Genomic DNA, 14,235 nt, shown 5'->3' on the forward strand with positions numbered 1-14,235 from the left:
CACGGCGCGGCGGCTACGCAAAGCCTGCGATTTTAGCGAGCGTGCTGACGGCGGGCGCCGCCAGTGGACTCGCCTCGGTCAGTCCATCAGGTTGATCTGGAGGTAACCAGCGGTAGATGGGTTGTTGGCGCCGACGATGGCAAAGAGCTTGGCTCCCTGCATCGCGAAATAGACGTCTCCTGCGTTCGCGCCATTGGTGATCGCTCGCATGCCCAGCGGGCCCTGTGCATTCATCGGGCCGAATGTGTTTTGCGCCGTCGATGTGGTGCCGTCCGCTGCGACGGCGCTTCGCGTCGATTGCCCGGCTTGAACGCTGACGGTGCCCCATGAGCCCTGCGTGCTGGTGCCAACGCCGGTGCCTGTCGGCCAGGTGCTCGTCTCGGTTACGCCCAGCCGGAACACAGAGGTCATCGGATCGGCGAGCCGCTTGCCGGCAATCAGAAAGATCTTCTGACCACCCAGCCGCGCGACCGAGAAGATCGAATAGTTGGTGGGATTAGCGACTTCGGTCATCTTCCAGGTGTCGGCCGTACTCCCGGCCGTGATCGTCCAGGCTTGCTGCGACCCTCCAGGGCAGACATCGATCCTGTAGATCGTGTTGTCGGCGCAACGGATCAAGGTTGAGCCGTTGCCAGATATCTGAACTTGCGAAATCTGCGAACTGGCCGATGCAGATCCGACATCGATTCCGAAACGGTTGTAGACACCATCCAGTGCCACCGCATCCGTTTCCAGGGCCCGCGAGGCCACGAAAGGTTGCACCGCATAGCTCGTCGTGGCCACCTGGGTGACGACGAACGGGAATGCGCCGACGACCGTGTCCTGCGCGAGCTTGAAGCGCGCGTTGTTGGTGCTGGTGGTGATGCGGCTGCTGCCGAACACGTACGTGCCTGTAGCGTTGTTGTCTTCACTGATCGAGCCCGATGCGACAGGATTACTACCGTCGCTCATCTCATAGGTCTTGATGTCGAAGTTGAGCGTCAGCGTTTGCCGGGTGCCGTTGGTCGCGAAGACCTTGTAGCTGCCGTTGCGCGCGTCCGCCGCCGCCACACTGAAGACGGTCTTGGCGCTCAGCGTGGTGCCCGCGCTGGCGTTTACCGTGTAGAGCGTCGTCGTGGTCAACGTGTTCACCAGCTGCGACGCCCATTGGCTGCCGGAGATGCTGGGGTTGCGCAGCGTGATCGCACTCGCCGTTCCGTTGGTCGACGTCCAGCTGGCTGCCTGACTGGGGGTGACCATCACCGTGTCACCTGGCTTGACCGCATAGATGCCGGACGCATCCGGCGTGGCTGGCGTGCCGTTCACACTCACCTTGACCGTCAGCGGTGTCTCGGCGGGCGCCGACGTGCTGCCACTGCCACTCGGGGAACTGGCGGTGCCGCTATCACCACCACCGCCACCGCCACCGCCACCGCCACCGCAAGCGCCCAGCAGCGCACTCACCACCAAGGCGCTGTAGAGCGCCCTCGAAATTCCTTGCATAACCGACTCCCTGTCGCGCTTTTCGCGCTGTGTTTTGAGAATCGCCTCCCGGCCCGTGCCCTCTGAGGCGCCCGTGCAAATGTTACTGGATGAAAGGATAAGTGAGCCCTGCGCGAGCACGGCCGGGCGCCGAACACTTAGAATGGCGGCTCCGAGGAGCGTTGCAGCGCCATCAGGCGTGAGGCTCGGACTACATCGCAACCACGCTCATCCGCTGTTCTCGCGGTGAGCCCTTTTCCGGTCGAACCTCCCGAGTGCAGCGGCAGTCGTCAAACCTGCTTTGGAGTTTTCATGAACGCTGTTCTCAAGCCCACCCCCGTTGCTTCCGCCGACCAGGCGATCGCCGACATCACCCTTGCCGCCTGGGGCCGCAAGGAAATCCGCATCGCGGAAACCGAAATGCCCGGCCTGATGGCCATTCGCGAGGAGTTCAAGGCCGCCCAGCCACTCAAGGGCGCACGCATCACCGGCTCGATCCACATGACGATCCAGACCGCGGTGCTGATCGAAACCCTGCAGGCGCTGGGTGCCAATGTGCGCTGGGCCTCGTGCAACATTTTCTCCACGCAGGACCATGCCGCCGCCGCCATCGCCGCTGCGGGCACGCCGGTCTTCGCGATCAAGGGCGAGACGCTGAAGGACTACTGGGACTACACCCACAGCATCTTCGACTTCGGCCCCAAGGGCTCGAAGGGCGAAGGCCCGAACATGATCCTGGACGACGGCGGTGACGCCACGCTGCTGATGCATCTGGGCCAGCGCGCCGAGAAGGACCTGGGCGTGCTCGCCAACCCGACGAGCGAAGAAGAGACCATTCTCTACGCCGCGATCAAGGCCAAGCTGGCCGTCGATTCGACCTGGTACACCCGCAAGGCCGCCGAGATCATCGGCGTGACCGAGGAAACGACCACCGGCGTGCACCGCCTGAACGAGATGTCCGCCAAGGGCACGCTGCAGTTCCGCGCGATCAACGTGAACGACTCGGTCACCAAGAGCAAGTTCGACAACCTGTACGGTTGCCGCGAATCGCTGGTCGACGGCATCAAGCGCGCCACTGACGTGATGATCGCCGGCAAGGTCGCGGTCGTGGCCGGCTACGGCGACGTGGGCAAGGGCTCGGCCCAGGCCCTGCGCGCACTGAGCGCCCAGGTGTGGGTCACGGAAATCGACCCGATCAATGCGCTGCAGGCCGCCATGGAAGGCTACAAGGTCGTGACGATGGACTACGCCGCCGACAAGGCCGACATCTTCGTGACGACGACCGGCAACAAGGACGTCATCACGCACGACACGATGGTGAAGATGAAGGACCAGGCGATCGTCTGCAACATCGGCCACTTCGACAACGAGATCGACGTCGCGTCGATCGAGAAGTACGAATGGGAAGAGATCAAGCCGCAAGTCGACCACATCACCTTCCCGGACGGCAAGAAGATCATCCTGCTGGCCAAGGGCCGCCTGGTGAACCTGGGTTGCGGCACGGGCCACCCGAGCTTCGTGATGTCGTCGTCGTTCGCGAACCAGACCATTGCGCAGATCGAGCTGTTCACCAAGCCCGACGCGTACAAAGCCGGCAAGGTCTACGTGCTGCCGAAGCACCTCGACGAGAAGGTCGCGCGCCTCCACCTGAAGAAGGTCGGCGCGATGCTGACCGAGCTAACCGACGCGCAGGCCGCCTACATCGGCGTGAACAAAGCGGGTCCGTACAAGGCGGACACGTACCGCTACTGATTGCGCGCCTTGCGTGCTGATCAATTGTTGGTAGAGCGAGGCCTCGCCGCCTCGCGTTCGCAAGCCGTCCGTCTCATCACCGGCGGCTTGCGCTGGCGCGACGCCGGCAGCGGTGCCGAATGGCGCAGCGTAGGCAAGAACCGCGACGACATTCCCGAGTCGGCCGAGCTCGAGCTGGTCGATGCGGCCGAGTCGCGCTACGTGTCGCGCGGCGGGCTGAAGCTCGACGGCGCGCTGGCCGCGACAGGCGTCGACCCGTCGGGCCGTCGCTGTCTCGACATCGGCCAGTCGACCGGTGGCTTCACCGATTGCCTGCTGCAGCACGGTGCCGTGCACGTGGTCGGCATCGACGTGGGTCACGGGCAGTTGCACGACCGCATTCGGGCCGACGAGCGGGTGACCGCCATCGAGAAGGTCAATGCGCGTGCGCTGACGGCCGACGATTTTCCTGAGGACGAGGACACCGCGTTCGACCTGATCGTCGGTGACCTGTCCTTCATTTCGCTCACGCTGGTGCTGCCGGCAGTGGTGCCATTCCTCGCGACCGGCGGCGACCTGCTGATGCTGGTCAAGCCGCAGTTCGAGTTGCAGCCCGGCCAGGTCGGCAAGGGTGGCATCGTGCGCGACGAGGCGATGTACCCGATCGTCGAGCAGCGGCTGCGCGACGCCTGTGCTGCCCTCGGCCTGCGCGTGGTGCGGTGGCTCGACAGCCCGATCGCCGGGGGCGACGGCAACCGCGAGTTCTTCATTCATGCCGTCCGCGACGACGGCCCAGAAGGAGCTGCCGATGCAACTTCCGCTGAGCTTTGAATTCTTTCCGACCAAGACGCCCGAAGGCGCGGTGAAGCTGCGTGCGGTGCGCCAGCAGCTCTATGCGATGCGCCCCGAGTTCTGCTCGGTGACCTACGGCGCAGGCGGTTCCACCCACGACGGCACCTTCGCCGCGGTGCGCGAGATCCTGGAAGAGGGCGGCGATGCTGCCAGCCACTTCTCGTGCATCGGCGCCACCAAGGCCACCGTGCGCGGCCAACTCGGCGAACTGAAGGCCATGGGCGTCAAACGTCTGGTGGCCCTGCGTGGCGACCTGCCCAGCGGTTACGGCGCGGGTGGCGAGTTCCAGTACGCGAGCGACCTGGTGGCCTTCATCCGCGAGGAGACGGGCCGTGATTTCCACATCGAGGTGGCCTGCTACCCCGAAGTGCATCCGCAGGCGCGTTCGCCCGAGGCGGACCTGAAAGCCTTCGCCGAGAAGGTGCGCGCCGGTGCCGATTCGGCCATCACGCAGTATTTTTTCAATGCGGATGCGTACTTCCGCTTCGTCGATGAATGCAGCAGGCTGGGCATTTCGACGCCGATCGTGCCGGGCGTGATGCCCATCACCAGCTCCACGCAGCTCATGCGTTTTTCCGACGCCTGCGGTGCCGAGATTCCGCGCTGGGTCCGGCTGCGGCTGCAGAGCTATGGCGACGACATCGCGTCGATCAAGGCCTTCGGCCTCGACGTGGTGACGCGCCTGTGCGAGCGACTGCGCGACGGTGGCGCCCCGGCGCTGCACTTCTATACGATGAACCAATCCGCTGCCACGCTCGCCCTGCTGGAGCGGCTCGGCAAGCGCGCATGACGCTCGGCCGCGCCAGCGGTGTGTCTTGGCGAGCTGGCTTCGCCGCCTTGCTCGCCGGGCTGCTGGTGGGTTGCGTCGCGCCACCTTCGACCGATGAGGCCAAGTCGCCGGCCGCGCCGGCTGGCACCGGCCTTCGGCCGCTGACGCGCGATCTGTCGGTGCCGGCCGGTGCGCGTCCTCGTTCGGCCGTGCCTGCCGTGCGCTACGACCTGGCCTCGACGGGCGAGGACGAGCTCGGCCCCGATGACGGCGTGCCCGGCGACGAGGCGCCGCGCACCATCTACCAGCGCGGCGGTGCGTCGTGGTACGGCATCGGCTTCCATATGCGAAAGACCGCCAATGGCGAGCGCTTCGACATGACCTCCATGACAGCGGCGCACCGTACGCTGCCCTTCAACACCGTGCTGTGCGTGCGCAGCCTGGTCAACGGGCGCGAGGTGCTGGTGCGTGTCAACGACCGCGGGCCGTTTGCCGCCGGCCGTGTCATCGATCTGAGCCGGGCTGCCGCGGAGGCCCTGGACATGGTCAGCACGGGCATCAAGCAGGTGGCTTTGCACGTCGTCGACCAGCCGGGCATGCGCTGCAACGGCGAGGTGGCGGACGTGGCGGCATTGCAGCCGTCGCCAGACACCGATCGCGGGCAGGCCAAGGCGCCAGCGCGTGCCGCCAAGGCGAAGCGGCAGGTCGCGGCCCGCCGGCAAAAGTAGCCGTCAGCCGCCGGCGTCGAGCGAGAAGGTGGCGTTGCGGTCCTGACCCAGGCGTTCCACCAACTGCGGCAGCGCGGCTGCCATCTGCGCCTTGAGCGTGTAGGGCGGGTTGATCAGGAACATCCCACTGGCGGGCAGCCCGGGCCGGCGCGTTTCGCCGGTCGGCGCCGTCACGATCTTGCTCGACTTGACGGTCAGCGTCGCATGCAGCCACGACTTGCCCGCCTTGGTCGCCATCGTCTTGAGCCGGCGCGGCAGGTCGTGTGCCTCGGGCCGCGGAATGATCGGGTACCAGACGGCGTAGGTGCCGGTGGCGAAGCGCTTGAGGGCTTCGCCGACGAAGTCGAGCACGCGGCCGTAGTCGGTCTTGAGTTCGTAGCTCGGGTCGCACAGCACCAGGGCGCGGCGTGACGGCGGCGGCAGGAATTTGGTGGCACTGCCGAAGCCGTCTTCGCCGAAGACGGCGATCTGCCGGCCGGCCTCGAGCTGCGCGATGTTGGCGTCGAGCGTGCGCGAATCGGTCGGGTGCAGCTCGAAGAGCTTGAGCCGGTCGTGCTCGCGCAGCAGGTGTTGCACGATGAAAGGCGAGCCGGGATAGACCTTCGCGCCGCCCTTCGGGTTGAAGTCGGCGATCACGGCGAGGTAACGGGCGATGGCGTCGGCCAGGGGCGCATCGGTCCCAGGGGGCGTGGCCTTCTTGGTGCCCGGGGCGGCCACGGGCGCGGCCGGCGGGTTGAGCAGTCGCAGCACGCCCTGCGCGGCCTCGCCACTGGTGTCGGCGTAGTCGCCGTCGAGCCGGTACAGCCCGGCCCCGGCATGGGTGTCGACCACGGTGAGTGCCGCGTCTTTCTCGAGCAGGTGCTCGAGCGTGGCAATCAGCACCGTGTGCTTGAGCACGTCGGCGTGGTTGCCGGCATGGAAGGCGTGGCGGTAGCTGAACATGTGAAATAGTGCCTGGAGAGAAGAGGGGCGATCGCTAGACTCCACGCCCGTAACATTCAAATACAAGAGGAGTGGAGATGCGAATCTCGAGGGGGCGATTTTGGGGCCTGTGCGCTGGCGTCTGCGTATTGTCGATTCTCGCGGGCTGCGCGTCGGTGACGAACGGAACCAGCCAGACGGTGACGATCGACACGCTCACAGCGGATGGCAAGGCTGTCGAGGGTGCTGAATGCAGCGTGGCCAACGACAAGTCGGAAACGACCGCGCTGTCGGGGTCGAGTGTCCAGGTGCGCCGATCGGGCGGCACGCTGAACATTGAATGCAGGCAGCCGGGCTATGCGCCGGCCAGTGGGCAGGCGACGTCCCGGGTCAATACCGGCATGGTCGGCAACGTGTTGATCGGTGGGCTGATCGGTGCGGCCATCGACTCTGGAACGGGCGCGGGCTTCAACTATCCAAGCTGGATGCAATTGGTCTTCGGCGAGGTGCGAACCTTCGATCGTGGTGCGCAAATCGGCGATCAACCGCTCGCGGGCGTGCGGGTCGGTGAAACCAAGTTGGCTGCGACACCCTCTGCCTCACCCGCCACCCTCACCCCCGCGTCCCTCCCGACCCCGGCATCCCCTGCATCCCCTGCAACGCCCGTGGCGTCCAGTTCCGGCAGTGGTGCAGCCACACGGGTTTCGATGGATGACCTTCGTGGCTTGTTGCCCAGCAAGCCATGACGCGCGCATACCGACCGAGATTTTTCCGTGGCATCGCACTGCTGCTAGGTGCGATGGGCGTGCAAGGCAGCGCAAGCGCGCTGGAGCCCGACGTCCTCTTCGCGCGCGTATCACCCAGCGTCTGGTCGTTGCGCACGCTTGATGCGCAGGAGCGTCCGCTGCAGACGGGCAGTGCCGTGGTGGTGGCGCCGGGTCGCCTGGTCACCAGTTGTCGCTTGCTCGCCAAGGCGAGCAGCGTCGTCGTGCGGCAGGACAACGTCAGCTATGGCGCGACGCTCGAGTTCCCCGATCCGGCGCGTGATCTCTGCCAACTCAGCGTCGCTCGATTTTCAGCGCCGGCCGTCCCGATGGCGCCGGTCGGCTCCGCACGTCCGGGTCAACGGGTGTACGCCGTCGGCAATCCGCGCGGGGTGGAGAACACGCTCTCCGTCGGCTTGCTCTCGGGGCTGCGTGGCGGTGACAGCGATGAGGTGCGGCGCCTGCAAACGAACGTGACCACAGCGGCAGGTGCGAGCGGTGGAGGGTTGTTCGACAGCGAAGGCCGGCTGCTGGGCATTTTGGTGGCGGACGCTCCCCATGGCGATGCGAATGCAGCAGGCTCGGCAATCCCTGCGGAGTTCGTGGCTGAGCTTCCAGCCCGTGCGCGCGCTGTCTTGTCGGAAGCGCGCGCGATGGCGCCGTCGTCGTCCGTGCCCGTAACGCCTGCGGCGGTCGCACCGCCGCAGCCATCGGCCGCCGTTGCCGAAAAGCTCGCCGATCCTCTGCGGCCCGGGCAGGCACTCGAGTACGTCCGCATCGACAACCTCACCGGCAATCGTGCGCCGGTGATCTACCGGCTGGATCGCATCATCGGTGATGAGATGGTGTTCAACGGCGGTGGTCGCGTCGAGAAACTCGATGGCCGGGTTGTCTCGGTCGTCTCGCCAGCGGGCGGGGCCTACGACGCCTCGACGCCACCAGGCGGTTGGGCGCGAAAGGACATGCGGCCCGGTATGCGCTGGCACGCGGACTATGAGCCGGCGCAGGGCGACCGGTGGCGTCATGAGCTGGATTTCGTGGTCGTCGGCGAGCGTTCCAAGAGGGTGGATGGGGAGGAATTGCGCGTGATGCAGGTGTCTTTCGAGGGGTGGATCTACCCCTCCCTTGGCACCATTCCGGGTCGCGCGGGCAAGCAGTTCTCGGGATCTTTTCTGTACAGCGCAGCGCTTGGCCGTGTGGTGCAGTTTGAATCGAAGTCACTCCTCGGCCCTACGCCGGTCCGAGAAACGCTCGAATTCGTTCGCACGCTGCGCTGACGTGAACGCCACGCCGCTCGCGCCCCGCAGAGCAGCGCCAGCCCTAAATTTGCCCGAAGCCCGCCTTTCATCATAGAATCGCGGGCTTCGCAGCGTTTTGGCAGCCCCGCGGCGGAGTGTGCGAGCCGGTTCCGGCACGCGATCCCCCACCTAAGAGATTCCCATCAGAGGAAAACCGACCGTGGAAAAGGGCACAGCCACACCAACTCCGGTTGGGCAAACCAAGTCGAAAGATACTCATGAAAACGTTCAGCGCAAAACCCGCTGACGTGACGCACGAGTGGTTTGTGATTGACGCGACCGACAAGGTCCTCGGACGAGTAGCCAGCGAAGTTGCTCTCCGTTTGCGCGGCAAACACAAGGCCATTTACACGCCTCACGTCGATACCGGTGACTTCATCGTCATCATCAACGCATCGCAACTCCGCGTGACCGGCGCCAAGTCGATCGACAAGGTGTACTACCGTCACTCGGGTTACCCGGGCGGCATCAGTGCCACCAACTTCCGCGACATGCAGAACAAGTTCCCGGGCCGTGCCCTGGAAAAGGCCGTCAAGGGCATGCTGCCCAAGGGCCCGCTTGGCTACGCCATGATCAAGAAGCTCAAGGTGTACGGCGGCGCGGAACATCCGCACACCGCACAGCAGCCCAAGGTTCTGGAAATCGCAGGCTTGTCCACCAACGCCCAACGTGAGGCCGCCAAATGATCGGTGAATGGAACAACGGCACCGGCCGTCGCAAATCCAGCGTCGCCCGTGTGTTCATGAAGAAGGGCACCGGCAAGATCACGGTCAACGGCAAGGACATCCAGGCCTATTTCGGCCGTGAGACGTCCATCATGATCGCGAAGCAGCCGCTGTTCTTGACGAACAACGTCGAAGCTTTCGACATCATGATCAACGTCAACGGTGGCGGTGAATCGGGTCAAGCCGGTGCAGCGCGCCATGGCATCACCCGTGCGCTGATCGACTACGACGCGACGCTCAAGCCGGTGTTGAGCCAGGCTGGCTTCGTGACGCGCGACGCGCGTGAAGTCGAGCGTAAGAAGGTCGGTCTGCACTCTGCCCGCCGCCGCAAGCAGTTCTCGAAGCGCTGATCTTCGCTGCTGCGCCACTGCATGGCGGCGTTGCAAATCCTCGCCGGACGGGAGTCCGGCTCCGGTTTGCGCCTTGCCCTGCAGCGGCTCGCGACGCGAATATCCGCACTTCGTACGTGCTGAAAGCCGCCCCTCGGGGCGGCTTTCTTGCTATTGAAGTAGCATTGAAGTCATTGGCCGCCCGAATCGGCCCACCCCCACAGGAGTAAGCCATGAGCGCTGTTGCCGAAACCATCCAGACCCCGACCCAGATGCCCGAGCCGATCGTCTTCACCGACAGCGCGGCCGCCAAGGTGGCTGACCTGATCGCCGAAGAGGGTAATCCCGAGCTCAAGCTGCGGGTGTTCGTGCAGGGGGGCGGCTGCTCCGGCTTCCAGTACGGCTTCACCTTCGACGAGATCACCAACGAAGACGACACGACCATGACCAAGAACGGCGTGTCGCTGCTGATCGATGCAATGAGCTACCAATACCTGCTCGGCGCCGAGATCGACTACAAGGAAGACCTCCAGGGTGCTCAGTTCGTGATCAAGAACCCCAACGCCACCAGCACCTGCGGCTGCGGCTCGAGCTTCTCGGCCTGATGCCTGAATGTTGCTGATCTAGCATCCCCACCAAGCCGCCTTCGGGCGGCTTTTTGCTGCCTGTCGAATTTCCATTCCTCGTTTTTGCTATGACGTCAGAGGCCGCCATGCCCGCCGACCCTGTCCGCAAGAGCCTTCTCTGGCTCGTCGCCGTCGGCTTCTTCATGCAGACGCTCGACGCGACCATCATCAACACCGCGTTGCCGGCCATGGCCGCCAGCCTGGGCGAAAGCCCGCTGCGGATGCAGTCGGTGGTGGTGGCCTATTCGCTGACCATGGCCATGTTGATTCCGGCGTCCGGCTGGATCGCCGATCGCTTCGGTACGCGGCGCATCTTCTTCTCGGCGATCGTGCTGTTCGTCCTCGGATCGGTGGCCTGTGCGCTGTCGCAGGGCCTCGGCCAACTCGTGGCTGCCCGCGTGGTGCAGGGGCTCGGCGGCGCGCTGCTGCTGCCCGTGGGGCGCCTGGCGCTGTTGCGCACGGTGCCCCGCGCAGAGTTCCTGCAGGCGATGAGCTTTGTCGCCATCCCGGGGCTGATCGGGCCGCTTCTAGGGCCGACGCTGGGCGGCTGGCTGGTGCAGTACGCGTCGTGGCACTGGATTTTCCTGGTCAACGTACCGGTCGGCCTGATGGGCTGCATCGCCACGCTGCGCTTCATGCCGGACCTCCGGGGTGCGCAGTTGCGGCGCTTCGATGCCACCGGCTATGCCATGCTGGCGTTCGGCATGGTGGCGATTTCGCTGGCGCTGGACGGCGTGGCCGAACTGGGGCTGCGCCAGGTGAGCGTGTTCGTGTTGCTGGTGTTCGGCTTCGCGAGCCTGACCGCCTACTGGCTGCAGGCTTCGCGCAAGCCCGATCCCTTGTTCTCGCCGGTGCTGTTCAAGGTGCCCACCCTCAGCATCGGCCTGCTCGGCAACCTGTTCTCCCGCCTGGGCAGCGGCTGCATGCCGTTCCTCGTGCCGCTCCTGCTACAGGTGTCGATGGGCTACTCGCCCCTGCGCGCGGGCCTGATGATGCTGCCCATCGCGATGGCCGGTATGGCCATGAAGCGCTTCACCACGCCGCTCATCACGCACTTCGGTTACCGCCGCGTGCTGGTGGTCAACACCGCGCTGGTGGGCCTGACGATGTCCAGCTTCGCGCTCACGTCACCAGGACAACCGGTGGCGTTGCACATCGTGCAGCTGCTGTGCTTCGGCGCGGTGAACTCGCTGCAGTTCACGGCGATGAACACCGTCACGCTGCGCGACCTCGACAGCAGCATGGCGAGCAGTGGCAACAGCCTGTTGTCGATGGTGCAGATGCTGGCGATGAGCCTGGGCGTGGCGGCCGCCAGTTCGGTCCTCGGTGGCTACACGGGGATCTTCGGGAGCGCCGGACCCGTCGACACCCTGCACGCCTTCCAGGCCACATTCGCGACGATGGGGCTGATCACGCTCGCCTCTGCGCTGATCTTCTGGCACTTGCCGCCCGAGGCGCGTGCCGTGCAGCCCGCACAGCCCGAGGTGTCGGGCCACGGCTGAAGGGCTTCAGGCGGGGTAAATCGCACCCAGCACCCGGGCGCCGCCCGCGCCGGTCACGCTCGCCAGGTTGCCGGGCTCGCGCCGGACCGTGGCACGTGCGAGCCAGGCGAAGGCGGCTGCCTCGACCTGTTGTGGCGGGAGGCCACGGTCGGCGGACGAGCACACCGTCAGCTTGGGCAAGAGCGCCGCCAGGCGCGCCATGAGGTGGTCGTTGAGCGCGCCGCCGCCGCAGACGATCAGCGCGACCGCATCGCTGGCGTGCAGGAGCACGTCGTGCGCGCACGCGGAGGCGGTGAGTTCGGTGAGCGTGGCTTGCACGTCGACGGGTGTGAGTGACGCGCCGCTCAACATGGCATCGAGCCAGGCGGGATGAAACAGGTCGCGGCCGGTGCTTTTGGGCGGCGGCTGTGCGAAGAAGGGCTCGTTGCGCAGTCGCGCCAGCAGCAGCGGGTCGACACGCCCGCTGGCGGCCCACCGCCCGCCGTCGTCGAAGGGCTGGCCGGTGTGAAGGCGGCACCAGTGGTCCATCAGTGCGTTGCCGGGGCCGCAGTCGAAGCCGAGCACGGTGCCGCCATCGGCGGGCAGCACGCTCAGGTTCGAGATGCCTCCGACGTTCAGGATCGCCAGGGTCTGCCGCGCCTGCCCGAACACTGCGCGGTGAAAAGCGGGCACCAACGGCGCCCCCTGGCCGCCAGCGGCCACGTCGCGGCTGCGGAAGTCCGCGACGACGTCAATCCCAGACAGCTCGGCCAGCAGGGCAGGGCTGTTGAGCTGCAAGGTGTAGCCGACGCCGTCCACCACGCCGGGCTGGTGCCGGACGGTCTGGCCATGCGCGCCGATCGCGGTGATTTCAGTGGCCGAGCAGCCGGTGTCGTCCAGCAACTGCCGAACCACATCGGCGTAGACGCGCACGAGGCCGTTGGCCGCCAGTGCAGCGCGGTGCAGCTCGTTCTCGCCGGGCGTGTTGAGTGCCAGGAGCTCGGCGCGTAGACCGCTGGGAAAAGGGGCGGTGGCGTGGGCCAGGACCGCGATGCGTCCCGCGTCGAAATCCGCCATGACGCCATCGACCCCGTCGAGCGAGGTGCCCGACATCAGGCCGATGAAGCGTTCAGCCATGCTCGCTCGTTGAAAGTCGCACCGGGCAGGTCGCCGGTGCTGTACTTCAGTCGGCGCTGGCCTGGACCACCGAGAAGGCGGCGGCCAACTCGCGGCGCGTCGCCATCGCCTGACGGTCGAAGACCGGGCGCACCGATGCGCTGATCGGTGTGCCGCCTTCCTGCTGCGCGATGTTGGCCGGATTGGCGTACTCGCCGTTCACGCGGAATTCGAAGTGCAGGTGCGGACCGGTGGCCCAGCCAGTGGCACCGACCGCGCCGATGAACTGGCTCTGGTTCACCGCCTGACCGACCTTCACGTCGATGCGGCTGAGGTGCGCGTACACGGTTTCCTGGTTGTTGCGGTGCTTCAGGATGACGATGTTGCCGTAGCCGTTCTGCCGACCGGCAAACTCGACCACGCCGTCGCCCACGGCGCGCACGGCGGTGCCCGTCGGCGCGGCGAAATCGATGCCGTTGTGCTGGCGCCAGGTGTTCTGGATGGGGTGGATCCGCATCGCGAAACCGCTCGAAATACGCGAAAACTCGACCGGCGAAGACAGGAAGGCGCGCAGCAGGCTGTCGCCGTTCGGACGGTAATAGCCGCCCTTCTTGCCCGGTTCCTGGAACCACATGGCCTGGTAGGTCTTGCCGTTGCTCTCGAACTCGGCCGACAGCACCCGGCCGCTGCGCAACGACTGGCCATCGGCTTCGAAGGTTTCGTAGACGACGGCGAAGCGGTCACCCTTGCGCAACGCGCGGAAGTCCACGTCAGCCGCAAAGATGTCGGCCAGTTGGCTGGCGACCGCATCGGGGATGCGAGCCTCGTCAGTGGCGGCGAACAGCGAACTGCGGACGACGCCGCTGGCGAGCCGGCTCGCGGCTGTGAGCCGGTCGGCCTCGGTGCGCACGGTGAAGCCATTGCCCGCCTCGTTGCGGGCGATCACCAGGCGCTTGAAGCCGCCGTCGCCGTCGGGAATCCAGCGAGCGCTCAGGCGTTGCAAGGTGTTGTCGCGTGCGGCCTCGGCCGTCACGGTACGACCGGTGCGGTTGAACAGCGCGCCGCGAGCCTCGGCATTGCCGCGCACGAAGGCCGCGGCTGCCGGGTCGGCAATGCCCAGCCGCTTGAGCAGGGCTTCGATCGTGTCGCTCGAGCGCGTGAGTTCCGTTCTGAAGAGCGTGAAGTCGTGCGTGTCGAGCGCGTCGACCTGTTCTGAAGAGGCCAGAGGTTGGACGGCTTCGAGCACCTGCGTGACGGGCAGGTCGGCCACGTCAGGGCCGAGCGATGCCACGGCGAAGGCGCCTCCGCCCATGCACAGCAGCGCTGCGCCGATCACGGTGCTGATCTGCTTCGGATAGCTGCGGAATGTGTGGGCCACGCGGGAAGCCAGCAACTCCTCGGCAGCGAGAATGGCGTTGATCAACGTCTTAAAAC

At 66.0% G+C, this 14,235-nt stretch carries 14 protein-coding genes and 1 riboswitch; of the genes, 10 read left to right on the top strand and 4 right to left on the bottom strand.

The window, feature by feature from the left end; translation table 11 throughout:
* Positions 1–78 precede the first annotated feature (78 nt).
* Complete coding sequence (locus ACSFA0_RS20410) at positions 79–1,482, bottom strand: hypothetical protein (RefSeq protein WP_435452121.1); 1,404 nt, start codon at positions 1,480–1,482, stop codon at positions 79–81.
* 149 nt (positions 1,483–1,631) lie between these two features.
* Positions 1,632–1,698: riboswitch (S-adenosyl-L-homocysteine riboswitch) on the top strand.
* Positions 1,699–1,773: 75 nt separating this feature from the next.
* Here ACSFA0_RS20410 and ahcY point away from each other — a divergent pair.
* From ahcY to ACSFA0_RS20430, 4 genes are read left to right on the top strand one after another with little or no spacing between them, the layout of a single operon-like run.
* A complete protein-coding gene (gene ahcY / locus ACSFA0_RS20415) occupies positions 1,774–3,213 on the top strand; it encodes an adenosylhomocysteinase (protein WP_435452122.1) in 1,440 nt (479 codons plus the stop codon).
* A 9-nt stretch (positions 3,214–3,222) separates the two neighbouring features.
* Entirely contained in the window at positions 3,223–4,023 is an 801-nt protein-coding gene (locus ACSFA0_RS20420) for a TlyA family RNA methyltransferase (protein ID WP_435452123.1), read from the top strand.
* Positions 4,001–4,834 carry a methylenetetrahydrofolate reductase [NAD(P)H] gene (gene metF, locus ACSFA0_RS20425; protein ID WP_435452124.1) on the top strand — a complete coding sequence of 278 codons (834 nt, stop codon included), beginning with the start codon at positions 4,001–4,003 and terminating at the stop codon, positions 4,832–4,834. Before ACSFA0_RS20420 ends, metF begins: the two co-directional genes overlap by 23 nt.
* Positions 4,831–5,541 (top strand): septal ring lytic transglycosylase RlpA family protein, encoded by a 711-nt coding sequence (locus ACSFA0_RS20430; RefSeq protein WP_435452125.1) that lies wholly within the window; start codon positions 4,831–4,833, stop codon positions 5,539–5,541. Before metF ends, ACSFA0_RS20430 begins: the two co-directional genes overlap by 4 nt.
* Before the next feature lie 3 nt (positions 5,542–5,544).
* On the opposite strand, the gene ACSFA0_RS20435 is transcribed toward ACSFA0_RS20430, so the two are convergent.
* Entirely contained in the window at positions 5,545–6,483 is a 939-nt protein-coding gene (locus tag ACSFA0_RS20435; protein ID WP_435452126.1) for a 23S rRNA (adenine(2030)-N(6))-methyltransferase RlmJ, read from the bottom strand.
* Positions 6,484–6,611: 128 nt separating this feature from the next.
* Between ACSFA0_RS20435 and ACSFA0_RS20440 the strand changes: the two genes are divergently transcribed.
* The 6 genes from ACSFA0_RS20440 to mdtD all read left to right on the top strand — a co-directional run bounded on the left by ACSFA0_RS20440 (position 6,612) and on the right by mdtD (position 11,706).
* On the top strand, positions 6,612–7,208 hold the full coding sequence (locus ACSFA0_RS20440; protein ID WP_435452127.1) for a hypothetical protein: 597 nt from the start codon (positions 6,612–6,614) through the stop codon (positions 7,206–7,208).
* Complete coding sequence (locus ACSFA0_RS20445; RefSeq protein ID WP_435452128.1) at positions 7,205–8,503, top strand: S1 family peptidase; 1,299 nt, start codon at positions 7,205–7,207, stop codon at positions 8,501–8,503. The genes ACSFA0_RS20440 and ACSFA0_RS20445 overlap by 4 nt, the downstream gene beginning before the upstream one ends.
* 239 nt (positions 8,504–8,742) lie before the next feature.
* On the top strand, positions 8,743–9,210 hold the full coding sequence (gene rplM / locus ACSFA0_RS20450; protein ID WP_140843823.1) for a 50S ribosomal protein L13: 468 nt from the start codon (positions 8,743–8,745) through the stop codon (positions 9,208–9,210).
* Complete coding sequence (gene rpsI, locus ACSFA0_RS20455; RefSeq protein ID WP_435452129.1) at positions 9,207–9,599, top strand: 30S ribosomal protein S9; 393 nt, start codon at positions 9,207–9,209, stop codon at positions 9,597–9,599. Before rplM ends, rpsI begins: the two co-directional genes overlap by 4 nt.
* A gap of 212 nt (positions 9,600–9,811) precedes the next feature.
* Positions 9,812–10,183 carry an iron-sulfur cluster insertion protein ErpA gene (erpA, locus tag ACSFA0_RS20460; RefSeq protein ID WP_307688109.1) on the top strand — a complete coding sequence of 124 codons (372 nt, stop codon included), beginning with the start codon at positions 9,812–9,814 and terminating at the stop codon, positions 10,181–10,183.
* Between the two features lie 89 nt (positions 10,184–10,272).
* The gene (gene mdtD / locus ACSFA0_RS20465) at positions 10,273–11,706 is read left to right on the top strand and encodes a multidrug transporter subunit MdtD (RefSeq protein WP_435452130.1); all 1,434 of its coding nucleotides are present in this window, start codon (positions 10,273–10,275) and stop codon (positions 11,704–11,706) included.
* A gap of 6 nt (positions 11,707–11,712) precedes the next feature.
* On the opposite strand, the gene ACSFA0_RS20470 is transcribed toward mdtD, so the two are convergent.
* The gene (locus tag ACSFA0_RS20470) at positions 11,713–12,822 is read right to left on the bottom strand and encodes an anhydro-N-acetylmuramic acid kinase (protein WP_435452131.1); all 1,110 of its coding nucleotides are present in this window, start codon (positions 12,820–12,822) and stop codon (positions 11,713–11,715) included.
* A 46-nt stretch (positions 12,823–12,868) separates the two neighbouring features.
* Positions 12,869–14,224, bottom strand: a complete 1,356-nt coding sequence (locus ACSFA0_RS20475) for a peptidoglycan DD-metalloendopeptidase family protein (protein ID WP_435452132.1) — start codon at positions 14,222–14,224, stop codon at positions 12,869–12,871.
* Between the last annotated feature and the right edge of the window lie 11 nt (positions 14,225–14,235).

The sequence above is a fragment of the Variovorax restrictus genome, assembly GCF_051216715.1.
Taxonomy (GTDB): domain Bacteria; phylum Pseudomonadota; class Gammaproteobacteria; order Burkholderiales; family Burkholderiaceae_C; genus Variovorax.